This is a genomic window from Natrinema sp. H-ect4, from assembly GCF_041894845.1.
Classification (GTDB): domain Archaea; phylum Halobacteriota; class Halobacteria; order Halobacteriales; family Natrialbaceae; genus Natrinema.
Genome location: NZ_JBHDYC010000010.1, coordinates 92,792 through 112,511, shown reverse-complemented (window position 1 = coordinate 112,511; position 19,720 = coordinate 92,792). Strand labels below are relative to the sequence as shown.

The 19,720-nt window shown below is 63.1% G+C and carries 18 protein-coding genes; 11 read left to right on the top strand and 7 right to left on the bottom strand.

The window, feature by feature from the left end; genetic code table 11:
* The first annotated feature begins 103 nt into the window (after positions 1-103).
* The gene (locus ACEWFR_RS14450; protein ID WP_273740341.1) at positions 104-1,063 is read left to right on the top strand and encodes a transcription initiation factor IIB family protein; all 960 of its coding nucleotides are present in this window, start codon (positions 104-106) and stop codon (positions 1,061-1,063) included.
* Here the strand turns inward: ACEWFR_RS14450 and ACEWFR_RS14445 are convergent.
* A complete protein-coding gene (locus tag ACEWFR_RS14445) occupies positions 1,056-1,238 on the bottom strand; it encodes a hypothetical protein (RefSeq protein WP_374061715.1) in 183 nt (60 codons plus the stop codon). The two genes, ACEWFR_RS14450 and ACEWFR_RS14445, sit on opposite strands and share 8 nt — an antisense overlap.
* Positions 1,239-1,326: 88 nt before the next feature.
* On the opposite strand from ACEWFR_RS14445, the gene ACEWFR_RS14440 reads away from it, so the two are divergent.
* Both ACEWFR_RS14440 and ACEWFR_RS14435 read left to right on the top strand, forming a co-directional pair.
* On the top strand, positions 1,327-3,267 hold the full coding sequence (locus ACEWFR_RS14440) for a DEAD/DEAH box helicase family protein (protein WP_374061714.1): 1,941 nt from the start codon (positions 1,327-1,329) through the stop codon (positions 3,265-3,267).
* Positions 3,268-3,489: 222 nt separating this feature from the next.
* Complete coding sequence (locus tag ACEWFR_RS14435; RefSeq protein ID WP_374061713.1) at positions 3,490-5,223, top strand: helicase HerA domain-containing protein; 1,734 nt, start codon at positions 3,490-3,492, stop codon at positions 5,221-5,223.
* A 66-nt stretch (positions 5,224-5,289) separates the two neighbouring features.
* Here the strand turns inward: ACEWFR_RS14435 and ACEWFR_RS14430 are convergent, their stop codons facing one another.
* Positions 5,290-6,414: a DegT/DnrJ/EryC1/StrS family aminotransferase gene (locus ACEWFR_RS14430; RefSeq protein WP_374061712.1), complete on the bottom strand. Its 1,125-nt coding sequence runs from the start codon at positions 6,412-6,414 to the stop codon at positions 5,290-5,292.
* A 210-nt stretch (positions 6,415-6,624) separates the two neighbouring features.
* Here ACEWFR_RS14430 and ACEWFR_RS14425 point away from each other — a divergent pair, with 210 nt between their 5' ends.
* The 5 genes from ACEWFR_RS14425 to ACEWFR_RS14405 all read left to right on the top strand — a co-directional run bounded on the left by ACEWFR_RS14425 (position 6,625) and on the right by ACEWFR_RS14405 (position 10,277).
* Complete coding sequence (locus ACEWFR_RS14425) at positions 6,625-8,250, top strand: alkaline phosphatase family protein (RefSeq protein ID WP_374061711.1); 1,626 nt, start codon at positions 6,625-6,627, stop codon at positions 8,248-8,250.
* Positions 8,247-9,257, top strand: a complete 1,011-nt coding sequence (locus ACEWFR_RS14420) for a lipid II:glycine glycyltransferase FemX (RefSeq protein WP_374061710.1) — start codon at positions 8,247-8,249, stop codon at positions 9,255-9,257. The genes ACEWFR_RS14425 and ACEWFR_RS14420 overlap by 4 nt, the downstream gene beginning before the upstream one ends.
* Before the next feature lie 153 nt (positions 9,258-9,410).
* On the top strand, positions 9,411-9,599 hold the full coding sequence (locus ACEWFR_RS14415; protein WP_374061709.1) for a hypothetical protein: 189 nt from the start codon (positions 9,411-9,413) through the stop codon (positions 9,597-9,599).
* A 46-nt stretch (positions 9,600-9,645) separates the two neighbouring features.
* Complete coding sequence (locus ACEWFR_RS14410) at positions 9,646-9,897, top strand: HalOD1 output domain-containing protein (protein ID WP_374061708.1); 252 nt, start codon at positions 9,646-9,648, stop codon at positions 9,895-9,897.
* Between the two features lie 167 nt (positions 9,898-10,064).
* A complete protein-coding gene (locus ACEWFR_RS14405; protein ID WP_374061707.1) occupies positions 10,065-10,277 on the top strand; it encodes a hypothetical protein in 213 nt (70 codons plus the stop codon).
* 85 nt (positions 10,278-10,362) lie between these two features.
* On the opposite strand, the gene ACEWFR_RS14400 is transcribed toward ACEWFR_RS14405, so the two are convergent.
* Both ACEWFR_RS14400 and ACEWFR_RS14395 read right to left on the bottom strand, forming a co-directional pair.
* A complete protein-coding gene (locus ACEWFR_RS14400; RefSeq protein WP_374061706.1) occupies positions 10,363-11,034 on the bottom strand; it encodes a trimeric intracellular cation channel family protein in 672 nt (223 codons plus the stop codon).
* A 334-nt stretch (positions 11,035-11,368) separates the two neighbouring features.
* Positions 11,369-11,686: a helix-turn-helix domain-containing protein gene (locus ACEWFR_RS14395; RefSeq protein WP_098726366.1), complete on the bottom strand. Its 318-nt coding sequence runs from the start codon at positions 11,684-11,686 to the stop codon at positions 11,369-11,371.
* 408 nt (positions 11,687-12,094) lie between these two features.
* On the opposite strand from ACEWFR_RS14395, the gene glmM reads away from it, so the two are divergent.
* Positions 12,095-13,423, top strand: coding sequence for a phosphoglucosamine mutase (gene glmM, locus ACEWFR_RS14390; RefSeq protein WP_374061705.1), 1,329 nt, complete (start codon positions 12,095-12,097; stop codon positions 13,421-13,423).
* A gap of 72 nt (positions 13,424-13,495) precedes the next feature.
* On the opposite strand, the gene ACEWFR_RS14385 is transcribed toward glmM, so the two are convergent.
* Complete coding sequence (locus ACEWFR_RS14385) at positions 13,496-13,702, bottom strand: hypothetical protein (protein WP_066296984.1); 207 nt, start codon at positions 13,700-13,702, stop codon at positions 13,496-13,498.
* Between the two features lie 456 nt (positions 13,703-14,158).
* Here ACEWFR_RS14385 and glmU point away from each other — a divergent pair, with 456 nt between their 5' ends.
* Positions 14,159-15,340, top strand: coding sequence for a bifunctional sugar-1-phosphate nucleotidylyltransferase/acetyltransferase (glmU, locus tag ACEWFR_RS14380; RefSeq protein ID WP_374061704.1), 1,182 nt, complete (start codon positions 14,159-14,161; stop codon positions 15,338-15,340).
* 573 nt (positions 15,341-15,913) lie between these two features.
* On the opposite strand, the gene glmS is transcribed toward glmU, so the two are convergent.
* On the bottom strand, positions 15,914-17,725 hold the full coding sequence (glmS, locus tag ACEWFR_RS14375) for a glutamine--fructose-6-phosphate transaminase (isomerizing) (protein WP_374061703.1): 1,812 nt from the start codon (positions 17,723-17,725) through the stop codon (positions 15,914-15,916).
* A gap of 723 nt (positions 17,726-18,448) precedes the next feature.
* Between glmS and ACEWFR_RS14370 the strand changes: the two genes are divergently transcribed.
* Positions 18,449-18,640, top strand: coding sequence for a DUF5786 family protein (locus ACEWFR_RS14370; protein WP_374061702.1), 192 nt, complete (start codon positions 18,449-18,451; stop codon positions 18,638-18,640).
* Between the two features lie 186 nt (positions 18,641-18,826).
* Here ACEWFR_RS14370 and ACEWFR_RS14365 read toward each other — a convergent pair whose 3' ends face one another.
* Positions 18,827-19,636 carry a helix-turn-helix domain-containing protein gene (locus tag ACEWFR_RS14365; protein WP_374061701.1) on the bottom strand — a complete coding sequence of 270 codons (810 nt, stop codon included), beginning with the start codon at positions 19,634-19,636 and terminating at the stop codon, positions 18,827-18,829.
* Between the last annotated feature and the right edge of the window lie 84 nt (positions 19,637-19,720).

The following is a 19,720-nucleotide window of genomic DNA, read 5'->3' as shown; positions in this document are numbered from 1 at the left end:
TGAATACGCTTCCTGACAGTCAGGCGTCAGAATGGTAAGTCGGTGTTTCCCGCGAAACCATGTGAACCCCTTACAGTGACTGCACGGTTTCGGTCGGATACTGATGACGCGGTCTATAATCGATCACGCCAGCACCGAATCGCAGTCGGAGGCGGTCGAGGCTGGTCTCTGTCCAGACTGTGAGACCGATACGATCGTCCACGATCCGGACCGCGGCGAACGGGTCTGTGAGGAATGCGGCCTCGTTCTCACCGAGGACCCCATCGATTACGGCCCGGAGTGGCGAGCGTTCAACGCCCAGGAGCACGACGAACTCTCGCGGGTCGGCGCGCCCCTGACCCAGTCGATGCACGATCGGGGGCTGACAACGACCATCGATTGGCGCAACAAGGACGCGAACGGTCACTCGATGTCGGCCGACAAACACGGTCAGCTCCACCGGCTCCGGGTCTGGCAGGAACGAATTCGAACGAAAAACGCGGGCGAACGAAACCTCAAATACGCCCTCTCCGAGATCGACCGGATGGTGAGCGCGTTAGGCGTCCCAAAGCCGGTCAAGGAGACTGCGAGCGTCATCTACCGGCAGGCGCTCGAGCAGGACCTCATCCGGGGCCGATCGATCGAGGGCGTCGCGACCAGTGCGCTCTACACCGCGTGTCGTAAAGAGGACATACCCCGGAGCCTCGAGGAAGTAACGTCGGTTTCACGCGTCGACCAACGCGAGATCGGTCGCACCTATCGCTACATTGCGGACGAATTGGATATTAACCTCGAGCCGACGAACCCTCGGCAGTTCGTCCCGCGATTTTGCTCTGATCTAGACGTCGACAAGGACGTCGAAACCAAGGCCGTCGAGATCATTGATCTCACGACCGAGAAGGGGCTCCACTCGGGCAAGTCACCGACCGGGTTTGCCGCCGCGGCGATCTACGCCGCCGGATTGCTCTGCGACGAAACCATCCCGCAGCGAGCGGTCGCCGACACTGCCCAGACGACCGTCGTCACGGTTCGGAACAGATATCGCGAGCAACTCGAGGCGATCGATCAGCAGCCGGTCACATGATCGAGCGGTCGTTCTCGTCTTCCTCGTAGACCTCCTCGTCGAGCAGTGCGTGGAGGTTGCTGTAGGGAACGAACGCGAGGAACCGGTCGTCATCGTCGTATAGCTCGAGTCCGTTGTCGGTGTGATCGTAGCGCTCGCAGACGATCTGACCTTCGGGGAGGATCGCACGATACATACGACGACGTACGTTCTCATCCAGCATATCTGTTGGCCGTGATCGGCGAGCGAAATCGGTTTACCCCCACCGCCGCTACGACCGGGCAGTGACCGACGAACGTTCTTCGACGCCTGCCGACGAACAGCGAAGCGAGCCCACAGCGGCGGGCGACGCGGATCCGACGGACGGCGTCGATGAGAGCGATTTCGGCGAGGAGAACGGCGCAGCCGAAGAACCCACCGCCGACGAGTTCACCATCGCCGACTTCCACGACGCCAGTCAGCAGGAGGGACGGCCGGTTCTCACCGCCGCGGCCGTCTCCCGAGCCCTCGAGCTCCCTCACGAGGAAGCGAACGAACGGCTCGAGACCCTCGCAGAGCGCGGCGACCTCGAGCGCCACGCCGTCTCGACGGATCCAGTCGTCTGGTACCCGACCGAACTCGAGGACCTGACGGATCGAGAACGGGTGGTCGTCTTTCCGAAACAGCGGGAGATCGTCGTCGATCGGCCCGACCAGTTCACGCGCGCGCAACTATCGCAGTTCGCTCACCTCGCGGATGCGAACGGCGAACAGGGCTACCGCTACGTCGTTCGACCGGCCGATATCTGGGGGACGCCCCACGACTCCTTCGAGGACCTCGCGCGGACGATGCGACAGGCGCTGGGCCAGCGGTCGGATGCGCTCGAGGAGTGGGTCGAGAGTCAGTGGGACCGCGCCCACCAGTTCCGGCTGGTGACACACGATGACGGGTATACGGTTCTCGAGGCACAGAGCCCCGAGATCATGGGCAACGTCGCCCGGCAGAAACTCGACGAGGAACACGTCCACGCGCCGATTTCCGAGACCGAAGACTGGGTGCAGGAGGGCTCTGAGGCCGCGATCAAGCGCATCCTCTACGAAGCCGGGTATCCGGTCCAGGACCACCGCGAACTGGCCTCCGGCGAGGAGTTGCCGATCGGCCTGAACGTGTCGCTGCGGGACTACCAGCAGACCTGGGTTGATCGCTTCGCCGAGGCGGGTGAGGGCGTTTTCGTCGGCCCGCCGGGCAGCGGGAAGACCGTCGCCGCAATGGGCGCGATGGCCCACGTCGAGGGCGAGACGCTCGTGTTAGTCCCGAGTCGCGACCTCGCACAGCAGTGGGCCGATACGATCGAGGAGTACACCTCGCTCGAGCCCCATCAGATCGGCCAGTACCACGGCGGCCGGAAGGAAGTGCGGCCGGTGACCATCGCCACCTACCAGATCGCGGGGATGGACCGCCACCGCTCGCTGTTCGACGACCGCGAGTGGGGGCTGGTGATCTTCGACGAGTGTCAGCACGTCCCCTCGGACGTGTATCGGCGGAGCACGCACCTACAGTCCAAGCATCGCCTGGGGCTCAGCGCCAGCCCTATCAGGGAGGACGACCGCCAGACCGAGATCTTCACCCTCGTCGGGCCGCCGATCGGCACCGACTGGGAGGCGCTGTTCGAGGCCGGCTTCGTCGCCGAACCCGAACTCGAGATCCGCTACGTGCCGTGGGGCGACGACGAACAGGCCAACGCCTACGGCTCGGCCGAGGGCCGCGAGAAGTACCGCATCGCCGCGGAAAACCGGGGCAAGATCGACGAGGTCCGCTATCTGCTGTCGGCTCACCCCGACGCGAAGGCGATCGTCTTCGTCGACTACCTCGATCAGGGCCGGGAGTTATCCGAGGCGCTCGAGGTGCCCTTCCTCAGCGGCGAGACGCCACATCACGAACGGCGGCGGCTACTCGAGGAGTTCCGCCGGAACGAGCGTGACCTGCTACTCATCTCGCGGGTCGGCGACGAGGGGATCGACCTGCCGACGGCGGATCTGGCGATCGTCGCCTCCGGCTTGGGCGGCTCGCGGCGACAGGGGACCCAGCGCGCCGGGCGGACGATGCGTCCCGCCGGTGGCGCGCTCGTCTACGTCCTTGCGACTCGAGGGACGCGCGAGGAGGACTTCGCCCGGAAACAGCTCCAGCATCTGGGTCGAAAGGGGATCACGGTCCGCGAGCAGGCCGTCGAGCGCAGCGAGGACTGATACGGTCTGCTGTAACGATGTACCGGTGCGACCGCAGGCCGGATCACGGTCGCGCCGGAACTGACTGACAGCAGACCGTATGAGTCGGGACGGGTGGGCAGAGGGAAGTGAGGCAGAACGGCCCCACGAATGCGACCTCGAACCGAGGCCAATATTCAAGGTCGCGTATTCGAACTGTACTGATAGTATGAACGAGCTACGCGGTCGCGGGGTGAGAGAGCGGTGAGCGACGGAGGGACCCAGCGCCAGATTCTCGTCGGCGAAACGGCCGACGGCGCGAACCTGAAACTGCCGGTCGTGGAACTGCTGACCGGTCGCGGGTTCGTGACGGGGAAATCGGGCTCCGGCAAATCGAACACCGCGTCGGTCATCGCCGAGGAACTGCTCGAGGCGGGCTATCCCCTCCTCATCGTCGACACCGACGGGGAGTACTACGGGCTCAAAGAGGAGTACGAGATGCTCCACGCGGGAGCCGACGAAGAGTGCGACATCCAGATCGGGCCGGAACACGCCGAACAGATGGCGACCATCGCCCTCGAGGAGAACGTCCCCGTCATTCTCGACGTCTCGGGCTATCTCGACGAGAGCGTGGCCGATGAGTTACTCCGGGAGGTCGCCCGCCAGCTGTTCGTCAAGGAGAAGAAGATGAAGAAGCCGTTCTTGCTGGTGGTCGAGGAGGTCCACGAGTACATTCCGGAGGGCGGCGGCGTCGGCGAGACGGGGAACCTGTTGATCAAGATCAGCAAGCGCGGCCGGAAACACGGCCTCGGAATCCTGGGGATCAGCCAGCGACCCGCCGACGTCAAGAAGGACTTCATTACGCAGGCGAACTGGCTCGTCTGGCACCGGCTAACCTGGGACAACGACACCAAGGTCGTCGGCCGCATCATCGACACCGAGTACTCGGAACTCGTCGCCGACCTCGACGACGGGCAGGCGTTCGTGCAGACCGACTGGACCGAGGCCGACGTCCGAAAGGTCCAGTTCCGCCGCAAGCGGACCTTCGACGCCGGCGCGACGCCCGGTCTCGAGGACTTCGAGCGCCCCGAACTCAAGTCCGTTTCGGACACGCTGGTCGGCGACCTCCAGGACATCTCCGAGCGCAAGGACCGCGAGCAAGACCGGATCAACGAACTCGAGAACGAACTCGAGAAAAAGGAGAAACGGATCGAGACCCTCGAGGACGAGTTGTCCTCGGCGCGGGACGTCTCGAGTGCGGCCAGACAGATGGCCGACGCGTTACAGAACACGGACACGGTCCAGTCGGAGCTCCCTGGCTCGAGCGACGACCTGCGTCGGCTCCACGAGGAGATCGCCGAACTCGAGACCGAACGAGACGAGCTTCGGGAGGCACTCGACGCGCGCGACGACCGGATCGAGGGCCTCGAGACCGAACTCGCGGCTCGCGAGGACGAACTGTCAACGCTTCGCACGAACAACGAACAGTTACGCGAGGTCGTTCGCGACCTCGAGCGCGAGGGCGCCGACGGAAACGGGACCGCCGAGAGCGGGATCGACGATGAATCACCCATTCTGCAGGCCGGCGGCGACGACATCGAGTTCGGCTACACACCCGTTGGCACTGGCGCCGGTTCGGACAGCGAGAGCGGGGCAAACGCGGCTGTGACCGACGATTCGACGCTCGTCGTCGCTGACGAGGAGCGCGAACTCGCGGAGCTACTCGAGATTCCGTGGGTCCGCGATCGAGTCACTCGAGCGTGCGAGGGATCGCAGTGCTCGGTCGGTGCGGCGCGCGAGATTCTGGCCGTGTTCGCCGAGGACGGGCCGCTCGAGGCGGCGCCGATCGCGGCTCGGGTGAACCGGTCGACGGTCGCGGTGCAGAGTCTCCTTTCGGAGTTGCGGACGGACGGGATACTCGAGCGCACCGGCGAACGGACGTACGCGCTGTCCGAGGATGTCCGCGCGGAGCTGACCCACTCGTCCGCCGGCGAGTGAACGGCGGGGACGGTATCGGACTCCGAGTGTCCCGTCGTTTCACCGTCATCGTCGAATCGCTGTTACCTATCGCCGGAGACGATCGCCGACGGCATCGATCGCGGACGGCTCGATTCCCTGGTGGACGGGAAGCGCGACAAGCTCTCGCGAGAGCCGGTTTGCAGTCTCATACTCGTCGTTCCCCCGGACCGACTCTCGGAGTATCGGCCAGGTGTGGGCCCCCGTGACACCGGCCGCCTCGAGTTCCGCGAGAATCGCGGCCGAACCGTCGGCCCGGACGGGGAATTCGTACGGCGAGATCCCGGTGGGTAGCGAGTCAAACAGCAGCGTCACGTCGTCTCGGTCGCCGAAGACCTCCCGCCATGTTCGGTAGTTCTCCCGCCGCCGCTTTCGAATCGCGTCCGGGTCGGCGGCGTCGGCGATCGATGCCGAGAGCTTCGACATGGGTGCTTTCGCGGCCTCGTATCTCGCCTTCGGATCGACCGATTTCGAGCCATCAGAACCGTCGGAGAGAGCAGACTCGACCGACCGGTAGAGCGACGGACTCGTCTCGAGGACGGCTCCGGCGACCGACGTGGCGAGGAACCGGCAGTCGACGCTCCCGACGCGATCGGACTGCCCGGCGAGCGACGACGGGGAATACCGCTCGCGGATCTCCTCGTCGGATCGATAGAGCAGCGCTCCGTCGGGAACCGGGAGCAGCTTCCGTAGCGTCGTGATGCCGAGATCGCCGTCCGTCCCCAGCAGCGTCCCCTCGTAGATGCTGAGCGGCGAATGTGCGTTGTCGTCGATATGGTAACAGTCGTACTCGTCGGTCAGCGATGCGATCCGCTCGAGGCCGGGCTGTGGAAAGCCGAAGTAGTTGACGGACATGACGGCGACGGTGTCGTCGTCGATCCGTGCCTCGAGGTCGCCGAAATCGGGAGCCAACGTCTCCTCGATCGCGTAAAAGCGCGTCTCGAGCCCGAGGTCGCAGAACGGTTCGGCAATCGCCGGCGAGAGGTAGGCCGGAACGACGACGTTTCCGTCGGGATCGGCGACCCCGGCGAGCCCGTCCCTGAGCGCGGCTTTCCCGGAGCCGTAGTGCGTGTACGCCACATCGGGGGCGTGGCGGTCGACGAAGGAGTCGATTCCTCCCGTACCCGACCGGGAGCGGGAGAGATCGAAGACGGAGGGGGTAGTAGTGATCATACGTGTGACCGCTTTGTGAATCGATACCGAGAGCAGCGGTTATCGAATCAGTTGGGAGTCGCGTGGTCTTAGTGAACCGGACGATACAGCTCAGGACCGAGTGGCAATGGCTACTTACAGCCAATGCTCGCCGGCTCACTCGCTCCGCGATACCGAACTGACGGAGAAAGCACTTGCATAACAAAGCCCGGGCGGGCAGACATCGCGTCCATGGCAGGTTCGACTGACGATAACGACCTTCGTCTGCTCGTCGTCGGACTCGACGCCGGTTGTCGACCGGTGCTCGAGCCGATGTTCGAGTCGGACGAACTCCCCACCTTACAGCGGCTGTTCGAAACAGGCATTGCAGGACCCCTCGAGTCCCAGATTCCGCCCTGGACGGCCAGTGCCTGGCCGTCGCTGTACACCGGCAAAAACCCGGGGAAACACGGTGTGTACGATTTCCTCTCCTTCGACGGCTACGATTGGGACGTGGTCAACGCGACCCACGTCCGCGAACGACCGGTCTGGGAACTCCTGAGCGACAACGGGCTCTCGAGCGTCGTCGTCAACGTCCCGGTGACCCATCCGCCTCGTGCGTTCAACGGCGCGTTGATTCCGGGACTGACCGCCCCGGAAGATCCGGATTGTCACCCCGACGGGATCCTCGAGGACGTGAAACTCGCCTGTGGCGACTACTGGATATACCCGCAAAGCGGGCCGTTTCCGGACCGCTCGATCGAGGGCTATCAGCGGACAATCGAACTCCGAGGAACGGCCTTCCGATACCTCTGTCGGCGGATCGCACCGGACTTTGGCTTCCTCCAGTTTCAACAGACCGACTCGGTGTTTCACGAGCGACCGGGAGACAAGAAGGCGATCGAAGCGGTCTACCGGGCGGTCGACCACCAACTCGAGGAGACGCTCGAGCGGACGGAGCCCGAAAACGTCCTGATCGTCAGTGATCACGGTATGGGAAAAGTAACTGGCGACGGGTTCCGCGTCAACGAGTTCCTCCGGGACGCGGGTTACGTAAGCGCCCAGAGCGGGGGTGAGGGAATGCCCGACTGGTCGAAATCATGGGAGAACGATCTGCTCGAGGGTGCGGTCGCCGGCGACTCCGGGCCCGGTGCGCTCGAGCGGGCGATGAACCTGGCCGCGACCGTTGGGCTGACGACCCAGCGAATTGCGGACACACTCGAGCGCGTCGGGCTGAAGGAACCGATCGGCAAGCGGGTGCCCAACGATATGATCCGGGCGGCGAGCGAACAGGTCGACTTCCCGAACTCTCGAGCATACGTCCGCTCGAAGAGCGAACTCGGCGTCCGGATCAACCTCGAGGGGCGCGAGCCGAACGGACAGGTTCCGGCCGCGGCGTACGAGCGCGTCCGCGATGAGCTCATCGAGACGCTGTCGGCCGTCCGGACGCCCGACGGCGAGCCGATGTTCGACGCCGTCGAACCCAGGGAGACGTACTTCGAGGGGCCGTACGTCGACGAGGCACCCGACATCCTGACAGTTCCGGCGGGATTCGACAACGCGATCGCCGCCGATCTCGGCACGGAGCGCTTCGGCGAGCCGATGGAGCCGTGGAACCACAAGCCGACCGGCGTCGTCGCTGCCGCCGGGCCGGCGTTCGACGAGTCCGCCGCGCTCGAGGGGGCGACGATCTTCGATATCGCGCCGACGATCTGTTCGCTGTTCGACGTGCCGATCGATGTCGCGATGGACGGCGAAGCGCTTCCGGCCGTCGACTGGAGCACCGAACAATCGTACCCGGCCTACGATCCGGAGCCGATCAGGGCGACCGACGAGGGAACCGTCGAAGACCGACTCTCTGACCTGGGCTACCTATGAGCGTCGAAATCCGAACCCTCGATCCGCGAACCGACGGTGACGAGTGGAATCGGTACGTCGAACGATCCGACGGGTCGAACCCGTTCTTCCGGACGGAAGCGCTCCGATTGCAGGCCGAATACACCGGAACGACCCCGTACCTGCTCGCCGGGTTTAAAGGGCAGGAGCCGGTCGGGATCTTCCCCGTCTTCGAGTACACCAAAGGCCCGGTGACCGCCGCGTTCTCTCCAGCACCACACTCCTGGACATCGTACCTCGGACCCGCCCTGCTGAACGTCGACAAGCTCAAACAGCGCAAAGCAGATCGCCGGATTAAGCGATTCCTCGAGGGCTGTCTCGACCGGATCGACGCCGAAATATCGCCGCTGTACAGCAAGTTCGTCACCGCCGAGTTCGACGACATTCGTCCATTCGTCTGGAACGAGTACGATGTCAAACCCTGTCACACGTACGTCGTCGACCTCGAGGGGACCGAAGAAGAGCTACTGGGGCGGTTCAGCAGCGATGCCCGGAGCAACATCCGAAACGCCGACGACGACAGCTACACGATCGAGGAGGGCAATTCCGATGACGTCGAACGCATTGTCGAGAAGGTTCGAGAACGCTACGAGAGCCAGGGCCAACCGTTCCGACTGCAGTCTGACTTCGCCAGGTCGCTCCACGAACAGCTCCCCGACGGTGCGATCCGTCCTTACGTCTGTCGCGTTGACGGCGAGTTCCTCGGCGGGATCCTCGTTGTCGAATCCGACTGGATTCGGTATCGCTGGCAGGGCGGGGTCAAACCGGACGCGGACGTCGATATCGCGATCAATGATCTGCTGGACTGGCACGTCATGCGCGACGGCCTCCGCGACGGAATTGAGGAGTACGACCTCGTCGGAGCCGGCGTCCCGAGCATCAACCGGTACAAAGCGAAGTTCAACCCGCGCCTCGAGACCCACTACGAGATCACGTCGGGTTCGTTCGGCGTCGACCTGTTGGTCGATCAGTATCAGAAACACCGGTAGCGTCCCTGCTGTCACAGCTGTCCACGCGTCCCCGGAACAACCCCGACCGACGGAACTCGATATATCGGCAGTCTAGATGATGAGTATCAGATAGATAATAGTTCGATTGCCGTTTCGTCATCTATTTATATTATATCACTGCTTTGAAGGGACATGGGGATAACTATCAATGTTGCAGACGACGCAAATGTCGAACTCGACGATGTGGACATTACAATCTACGGAGATAGCATAGCGTTTTCCGTCGACGGAGAGATCACCGACGTTCCCTCGGACGTGCTGAACGAATTCGCCGGGAACAAATTGACACCGGTGGAGATCACGTTCGAGCGTAATTCCTAAATATCGCAACTGTTATACAAGGGTTACAGTATTACCTTGTATACCCATGACTGAGCGCGACACGGGGCCTCGGTCCGCTTCTCCTCCGGCTCCCGATAGTGTCCAGGTGATCGAAACGATTGCAGACCATGTCGAGAAAGATCCCACTGAGGTCGATTTTACGTTTGGAGACTACCTCGACCCGGACGCCCTCGATACACTTCTCGAGTCCGCGAGTTCGGAACTGGTCATCGCATTTGCGATCGACGATATGCTCGTCACCGTGGCCACTGACGGAACGATCGAGGTTCAAGAGTAGCAGAACTAGGGCCGCGACTACTAGAGGAACCACGGAAACGAGTTACGTACTGATCGAGTTCGCCGTCACGTTCGTTGACGAACTCGAAAACGACGAGGGGATTTACACGCAACTCGGCGTCGGATGCTAACAACACACTTTTCTCCGCCAGCTATCAACAGATAAACATGGGAATACGAGAATACTTCGAATCCGATCTTCGGTTCTACTATGCAGTCGGTGTATTCGTTATTCTGGTCTTCGTCAGTGGAATCGCGATAGTAGGAGTATTGGGACTCGCTGTCATCGATGCCCGGCTCATTCCGCTTATCGTGGGCTTCTTCTTGTTTATGTTCGTCTACTTTATCTCGGTGAGTGTTCAGGCTCTCGAGCCGAATTGAGTTGTGAACTATACGTAAGGGACGATACGTCCCTCACCTCCGCCGGACGGTGACCACGCATGCAAACTCAGCAGCGCTTCGCCCATTATTTGTGATCGAATTGAGTCAGCAATACTCCTAATTTCTGTGCTGTCGGGAGATTCCAGTTGTACGTAACCGCAGCTAACCGAGTCACAACGGTCACTACCGCACACACCCCGGCAGCCGTACTTCCGGTAGCACCTGCCGTCCCCACCAGCCAGTATGCGCTTCCACCGAGGACTGCACAACTCGCATAGAAATCCTCGAAGAGGATAAACGGGGGTCGATCGAGAAGAATATCTGCAAACGCACCACCGCCCACGGCGTTGATCGTCGCAATAGCGACGATACCAAACGCTGAAACGCCCGCCTCAGTTGCGACGATGGCACCAGTCGTGGTAAAGGCAGCAAGGCCGATAGCATCCGAAACAAGGGTAACTGGATGTGTTTCCGGAGACGTCAGAACGACGCTCAGCGCGATCGCCAAGCCGACTCCGAGTAGCCCCAGACTGATTTCGATCGGTGACTGGAGTGCTAACGGAGTTCGCGTCACGAGAAGATCGCGTGTCGCTCCACCAGCAAACGCCATCGCCAGTCCAACGATGGTAATCCCGAATACGTCGAACTCCTCACGGATCGCCTTTGATGCCCCCACGAGTGCAAACGCGACCAGACCGATCGTATTCATAACGGCAAATGGGTCGCCAAATAGTATTTCAATGAAGCCCTGACTCATTGCTCTCGCTCTGTGGGTTTCTCTTGGGTGCTCCGTCTAAAGTGTTCTCTCCTCCCCCGTTCCCGCCGATAGCGGTTTGGCGAACCGGTGGTGTGAAAGACACCGGTGCAACTCGAGCGACACCAGCACCGAGTCGACCTGACCGCCAAAAATGGCACTCCTGTCGCACTCCCACCCCCCTCACCTATAGTAGCCACTGAACGTCATTGCATACCTGATCGAACGACGGCTGTCCGATCAGTGTGTGAATCGGTTCAGTGGCTACTATAGAACCGCCCTCGATGACAGTGCTCCGCGCCGGTTGAAGCGGGATAACCGGTATGCGTTCCGTTCGCTACTCGCCGATCCGGTACTTGGACTGGCGGGCGTCCTCCAGACAGACGCGGCTGGTCACGAGGCCGCCGTCCTCGAGCTTGCCGAGCGCGTAGCGGACGGTCCGGGGACACAGTCTGGATTCGGCGGCGATCCGCTCTTGGGTCAGCGGCCCCTCGTACTCGAGGACCTTGTAGACGAGTTTCGCGCTGGGCGGGAACTCGGAGATGGCGCTCTCGGCTGCCGTCTCCTCGCTCTCGTCGCTTCGCTCGTCCTCGCTCGTCTCTTTGGTCTCATCCGTGGCCTCGTCGAGCTCGGAATCCGATTCGGTCGCGCTCATGCGTATCGATCGATGGGGTCAGCGCGCGATGGGCCCGAAGACTGTCCGTCAGGGGCGATCCGACCGAAGCGGCGTGTGGGAATCAAACGAGTTATATATCGGTCAATTGCTCGGAAATTGCGTCTATTGGCCAGCAGACGCCGTCGACAAGCCACAGGTCCGTCTTGTTTCATTCTCACTCGAGCATACCGGTGTGAGTCACATATACGGTACCGACAGTTCAAAATCGCAGGGAGGAACTAACGATCCACCGATCGGACGATCACCCGCAGTGATCACCCCGCGGATCGACCGTCGACGACCGCTCGAGGTGACACGGAACGGGCCGCTGTGGACCCGGTAACGGAGCGCGCAGCGGACGACAGTAACCCGTGCATAGTAAGGCGGTAGCCCACCTCAGGAACCGATATGTTCGGAACCAGCGGTATTCGCGGGCGGGTGGGCGACGAGGTGACGGCGGCGCTGGCGCTTTCGGTCGGCCGCGCCGTCGCCTCGGAGGGGTACGACCGGGTCGTCATCGGCCGCGACGTTCGAGAGAGCGGCTCGATGCTCGTCGAGGCGGTCGGCGCGGGACTGCGCGAGTGCGGTGCCGACGTCGTCGAAGTCGGCGTCGAGGCCACGCCGACGATCGCCCGTGCGGTCCACCACCTCGAGGCCGATGCTGGGGTCGTGGTGACGGCCTCGCATAACCCAGCGACCGATAACGGGCTCAAACTCTGGACCCCGTCGGGGAAGGCCTTCGGTCCCGACCAGCGCGCGGCCACCGAACGACGGATCCGCGAGGACGACTACGGACTGGCCACATGGGACGGGGTCGGCGACCGAACACGTCGCGACGGCGTTCGGGACCACCACGCGGACGCGATCGAGTCAGCGGTGGACCTCGAGCGGTCGCCGAACGTCGTCGTCGATATCGGGAACGGGACCGGCGGCGTGACGGCATCGGTGCTCGACGACCTCGGCTGTCGGGTTCGGACGCTCAACGGGCAGGAGGACGGCTCTTTCCCCGGCCGGCCGAGCGAGCCGACAGCAGAAACTCTCGAGACGCTCTCGACCCTCGTCGCGGAAACGGACGCCGAGTTGGGGGTGGCTCACGACGGCGACGCCGATCGAATGGTGGCCGTCGACGAGACGGGGACCTTCGTCCCGAAGGACGCGTTATTGGCCCTGTTCGCTCGAGAGGCGGCGGGATCGGGCGATCGGGTTGCGGCCCCCGTCGACACGAGTCTGGCCGTCGACGACGCGCTGACCGACGTCGGCGCGTCGTTGACGCGGACGCAGGTCGGGGACGTGTACGTCGCGGAGCGGACGACGGAGGCCGATGTCGTCTTCGGCGGCGAACCGAGCGGTGCGTGGATCTGGCCCGAGGAGACGCTGTGTCCGGACGGCCCGCTCGCGGCGTGTAAACTGGTGGAACTGGTCGCCGAACGAGGGGCGCTCTCCGAACTCGTCGGAGACATCGAGGGGTATCCGATCCGGCGAACGTCGATCGAAGTGGAAGCGAAGGCGACGGTGATGGCCGACGTCAGCGAGGGGGTAAACGAGCGATACGACGAAATCGATACGCTCGACGGCGTTCGGGTCGAGACCGATGACGGCTGGTTCCTACTTCGCGCCAGCGGCACGCAGCCGTTGATCCGCGTCACGGCGGAGGCGCGGTCGGCGGCCGACGCCGAGGCGCTGTTCGAGGACGCGCAGGCGTTCGTTACCGAAGCCGTCGCGACGAGGGGGGAGTGACGACGGCGGCAACTGATCGGCGAGACCTGCCCGGCCGACGGTGGAGCGCCCGAGACGGGTGTTATGAACGGGTTATCTGGCTTCTTTCGGAATGAAATCGGAGGTCTTCATTTCGCGGTACGTCGCGCAGTCGGGACAGGCGTGGACGACGTCGCGGTTGTCGCCGAAGACGCGAGCGAACTGTCGAGTTACCTGGTTGCCACAGTTGACACATCGGGGGGCGGTCGTTTGCTGGCCGGACGTCATTGGCGTCCAGTTCGCGGATGGATCCGTCGACATCAACAGGTCGTACCCACAGAACGGTATTTACTATAGACCGCATAATCGACGCGACGAGCGGCCGTTCGCGCTGCCGGCGGCGATTGATCCCCCATCGAAACACTCCAGATATCGAACGTATTAGGCCCGCATTCGAGAGAAATACAGTATTACCGAAACGAAATATCGTATTTCGGCCCGGTTTCCGGCCTACTGTTCGTCGTCCCGGAGCGACCGAACCGGGACTGTCGTATCGATCACTCGGACCCCACCCGATTCGGAACTATCCGGATCCGATCCGGTTCGGATTCAGTGCCGAAACGGGTCGCCGAATCGAGTCGCGGAATCGGATCGGCGACGCATCGGTCCGCCGCTCGGGACGCATCCAATTATCGCTCGGGATGCATCCAACCGTCGCTCGAGTCGACCACTGTAACTGATCTATAATTATCCGCCGGATCAGCGTACGTCGATTCGATGAAAGCCATCCTTCTCACGGCAGGTGAGGGGACGCGGATCAGGCCGCTCTCCGCGTCCCGTCCCAAGCCGATGCTGCCCGTCGCCGACCGGCCGCTGGCCGCGCACACGGCCGACGCCGCCATCGACGCCGGCGCGGACGAAATCGTGCTCGTCGTCGGCTATGAGGGTGAGACGGTCCGGGAGTACTTCGGTGAGGAGTACCGCGGTGTCCCGGTCTCCTACGCCGTCCAAGAAGCCCAGACGGGGACTGCCGATGCCGTCGACGCAGCCCGCGAACACATCGACGGCCCCTTCGCCGTGTTGAACGGGGACAACCTCTACGATCCTGCCGCCATCGATCGGCTGTTCGACGCGTGTCCGGCGGTCTGCGCCGCCGAGGTGTCGGACCCCCGCAACTACGGCGTCCTGAGTACGACCGACGGCACCGTCACGGACATCGTCGAAAAGCCCGACGATCCGCCGACGAACCTCGCAAACGCCGGAGCCTACGCCTTCCCGGCGGACGCCCGCGAGTGGCTCGAGGTGCCCGCGAGCGAACGGGGCGAACGGGAGATCACAGACGTGCTCACGCGGGTCATCGAGCAGTATTCGGTCACGCCGATCACGCTCGACCGGTGGCTGGACGTGGGCCGTCCCTGGGAACTACTCGAGGCCAACGAGTGGAAAGTCGGCGAACTCGAGCCCCGGATCGACGGCGCGGTCAGCGACGCGGCTCACCTCGAGGGGCGGGTCGTGGTCGAAGCGGGAGCGACGGTCGAGCCCGGCGTTGTGATCGAGGGACCCGTGCTGCTCCGGTCGGGGGCCACCGTCGGCCCGAACGCGTCCGTCCGGGGCGCGACGGTGATCGGTGAAGGCGCTTCGATCGGAAACGGTGTCGAGGTGAAAAACAGCGTCCTCTCGCGGGGAGCATCGGTGAACCACCTCTCCGCCGTCGCCGATAGCATCCTCGGTCGGAACGTCAACTTCGGTGCGGGAACGACGGTGGCGAATCGCCGCCACGACGACGCGGACGTCTCGTTTACGGTCAAGGGCGAACGACTCTCGACCGGCCGACGGACGTTCGGCGTCGTCGCGGGAGACGGGGCGAAGACCGGCATCAACACGAGTCTGACGCCCGGGCTGAAACTCGCGACCGGCGCGACCACGGCGCCCGGTGAAACGGTCGACCGGGATCGGTGACGGCGGGCCGCGATCCGATCTGTCGTAATTGCCTGCGAACTGATAGTTCGTCTTCCCGTCGCGGTCGAGCGCAGCCGGACGTTTCGGCCGCCCGGAGCAATCAGGTGTACCCTTTATGCAGTGGCGAACACCTAGACTACTTGGAGGGTATCGGTCGATACCCACGACATCGGTGACGCCGTCACCGTGACTCGATCGCCACAGTGACCCTCCACGTTCGATTCCGACAGCGTTCGAGTACGGGTCGTCACGACCGACGCCGTGTGGATTCGAGACTACGGGGGTGGTTTCGCGTCCTGCGGCCTCGAGACCCCTACTCGAGACCGATCGATCGGTTTACCCGCTGATTGGGGACGGCGCTGCTATCCGAAGACGATGTTCTGTATCGATGACCGAGAGGAACGCCATCTCGAGACGGACGTTTGAGTACAAACGAATCGACGCACGAGCCCAGCGACTCGACTGCGTCGGGTAGTGGGGCGACTCGACTGGGACAATTCGAAAGACGTGGGAAGGGAGGACTCGAGCGCGAGCGGCGTCAATCGCGTCTGAGTCGCAGTCGACTGTGCTGCGTCACTCGACGGTAACGCTCTTGGCGAGGTTTCGTGGTTTGTCGATCGGCCGGTCGAGCAGGTCGGCGGCGTGATAGGAGACGAGCTGGAGCTGAACGTTCGCGACCAGCCCCGCCAGATCGGGATCGGTGTCGGGAATCCGCAGGTGTTCGTCGGCCACCTCGACGGCGGGGTGGCCGTCGGGACAGACCGCGATGACGGGTGCACCGCGGGTCTGTGCCTCCTCGGCGTTTTTCAGCGTCTTCTCGTCTTCCTGTCCGGTGAAGATCGCGAACACCGGCGTCTGGGGCGTGACCAGCGCCAGTGGGCCGTGTTTCAGTTCGCCCGAGGCGAAGCCCTCGGCGTGCTCGTAGGTAATTTCCTTGAACTTCAGGGCCCCCTCGAGCGCCACGGGGAAGCCGAGCCCGCGACCGATGAAGAAGTACGCCTCGCTCCCGCTGTACTTGTCGGCGATCGCCTCGGCGCTCGAGTACTCGAGGAGGTCGTCGATTTTGGCGGGCATCGATTCGAGCGCCGGCAACAGCGACTCGAGGTCGGCCGGGGGTTCGCCCCGGACGTCATCGGCGATGCGCTGGCCGAGCAGCGTGAGCATGACCGCCTGCGAGGAGAACGTCTTCGTCGCGGCGACGCCGATCTCCGGTCCGGCGCGGATGAAGAGGGTGTCGTCGGCCTCGCGAGCGGCCGTCGAACCGACGACGTTGGTCACGGTGAGCGTGCGAGCACCCTCGGCAGCGGCCTGGCGGAGCGCGTTCAGGGTATCGGCCGTCTCGCCGCTCTGGGTAACCGCGATCACCAGCGTGTCGTCGTCGATCGGCGGCGCGGAGACGCTGTACTCGTTGGCCAGCAACGCGGTCGAGTGCACCCCCGCTTGGTTCAGCGCGAGCGAGCCGTAGAGGGCGGCGTGATACGAGGTGCCGCAAGCGACGAACTGAACGCTGTCGACATCGTCGAACGTTCCCGGTTCGAAATCGGAGAGCGAAATCCGGCCGTTCAGGGAATCGATCCGCCCCTCGAGCGCCTGGGTCAACGATGTCGGCTGCTCGTTGATCTCTTTGAGCATGAAGTGATCGTACTCGCCTTTCCCGGCCTGTTCGGGATCCCACTCGACCGTCTCGGACGTGCGCACGATCGGATTCCCCTTGAGATCGGTGAACTCGACGCCGTCATCGTCGACGATGACGACGTCGCCGTCCTCGAGGTAGACCACGCTGTCCGTGTACTCCAGGAAGGCCGGGACGTCGCTCGCGAGGAAGTACTCGCCGTCTTCCATCCCCACGACGAGTGGGGAGCCCTGCCGGGCCGCGTAGAGGACGTGTTCGCCCGTCACCATCGCGGTCACGGCGTAACTGCCCTCGAGTTCGTCGATCGCCTGCCTGAAGGCCGATTCGCTGTCGAAGCCGGCGTCGAGGTAGTACTGGACGAGATGCGGAATGACTTCGGTGTCAGTGTCGCTCGTGAACACGTACCCGTTTTCGGCCAATCGCTCCCTGAGTTCGACATAGTTCTCGATGATCCCGTTGTGGACGACTGCGACATCCTCGCTCTCGTCCGTGTGCGGGTGGGCGTTCGCGTCGGTCGGCGGCCCGTGCGTACTCCAGCGGGTATGCCCGATTCCGACTTCACCGTCGAGCGGTTCACCGATCGATTCTTTTAGTTCCTTGACCTTCCCGGAGCGTTTTTCGACGTTGATGCCGGAGCCGTTCTGGACGGCGACGCCCGCCGAGTCGTAGCCCCGGTACTCGAGGTTTTCCAGCCCGGTCAGCAGCGGCTCGAGGGCGCTGCCGTCTCCGACGCGGCCGATGATTCCACACATCTGTTAGTCACCACCCGTCGGGACGCTCGGAGTGCGCGCGCGGTCCGGACACGGGTTCGATTTCCGCTGACGAGACAACGCCTTGCCTGCCCCCGAACACTGCGATAGAAGTATCGTGGAGGGCTGCTGGCTCGCAGCAACTGGTCGAGACGACGAACGGTACGCAACCATGAGAGGAAGTCAAACCTCCTGAACCCATTACTATAGACGGACTACTGAGCACCGTAGTCACAGGGTACTCCACCGCTGGCTGTCGACTGCGGCGACTGTCGGCCGCACAGTCGAACGGAACCGCAACTCGATATCGGACACGAACTGTCGGTTTGAGGCGCTCTCTCCTCGGAAAACGTTCGAACTATCACATCGGTCTCAAAAGTACGCCGAACAAACAGGGAATCGGCACTCGAGTATGGGACGTCGAACGAGCGGTAGCGACCCCCAACTGACGTAGGAACGGAAAACAGTCGCTGCGGTTCCCAACGTATAGTAGCCACTGAAACGATTCACACACTGATCGGACAGCTGTCAGTCAATCAGGCGTGCAATGAATTGCAGTGGCTACTATAACACACAACGATGTTTCGGCGGTCGGTCGCGGTGTGACGAAACCCTGATCGCAGACGGTGTTCTGAACCGAGACGCCGGGAGACGCGCGATGGGCCGACCCGCTGGGACGGTGGCTCGAACCGCCACACCTTTTGCGGTGGACCGGGTTGTACGCGTATGGGTTTTGGTAGCTACGATGAATCCGAACAACAGGACCAGAGCACGGACGATGAGGACGTAGAAGCCGTCAACGTCCACGAACACGAACACAAGGGGGAAATGTCGTTCGAATCCGACGTCTCGACGGACGAACTCGTCTCCCAACTGGGCTCGATGAAAGAAGACGAGTCCGACGACTCCGACGAATAACGACCCGACCGTAACGGACACGATACTGGTCCGGCCGTCCGCGGTCGACGGCGATCGCTCGCGCGTCGTCGAGCGCTATCGATCCGATCGCTAATTCGCTTTTTCTCGCAACTGTGGCTCGAGCCGTCGAATCGATCGAAACGAGTGGGTACTCGAGAGATCGCTGCGTCAATAGCCGGATCCGAGTCAGCAGAGGGTCGCGGAACAGAGTTCGCCAATCGCCCGCCGCAGTCGCTGAGAGACGGCCGACTTCGAGACGTCGAGTCGATCCGCGAGTTCGTTCTGGGAGATGCCACGCGGGACGTCGAAATAGCCCTCCTCGTAGGCGACGGTGAGCAGTTCCTGCTGTTTCGCCGTCAGCGCGACGACGCCGTCGTCGCCGTCGTCGGAGACGCGCAGGTGATCGACGGTGACCGAGATTTCACGGTCACGACAGTACTCATTGAACGCGACGAGTCGATCCCGGTCGGCGAACCGAAGCTGCACCTGCCAGCCGTCTCGAGCGCTCGAGAGGTCGAGCAGGCGGCCGCCGACGTCGGCGATCTCGGCGGTGAACGTCGTCGTGCGGTCGGTACGCGTGACCCGGTAGATTCGTCTGTCGGGGTAGCGATCGACGAGGACGGGGTCGGTGACCGTCGGATCCGTCTCGAGGGCGGTTTCGAACGCGTCGAACGCGGTGCCGTAGACGGTAACGAACACGAGCGTCCGACCCGGCTCGACGGTGGTCCAGTAGTCGGGTTCGACGGTGACGTCCGACGCGTGCCGAATCGTCGGGCGCAAGAACAGTTTCGGGTGGTCGAGTCGAAGCTGAGCGACGATCCCGCCGTCGGCTTCCGATCGAACGCCCGACCGGTCACCGGTCGCGTCGCGAATCGATTCGAGAGGCTCCCCGGCGTCGGTGACTCCCTCGACGCTCGTCTCGGGATCGGCATCGGTGACTTTCTCGACGCCCTCCTCGGCGTCGGCGATATCGATGCTCACGAATTCATCCGCCATCCGGAGAGATGACCGGCGTAATTACGTCTTACCTCGAACGCACTCATCGAATGCCTCATTAGGAGCCGAAGATATGATCGTGGG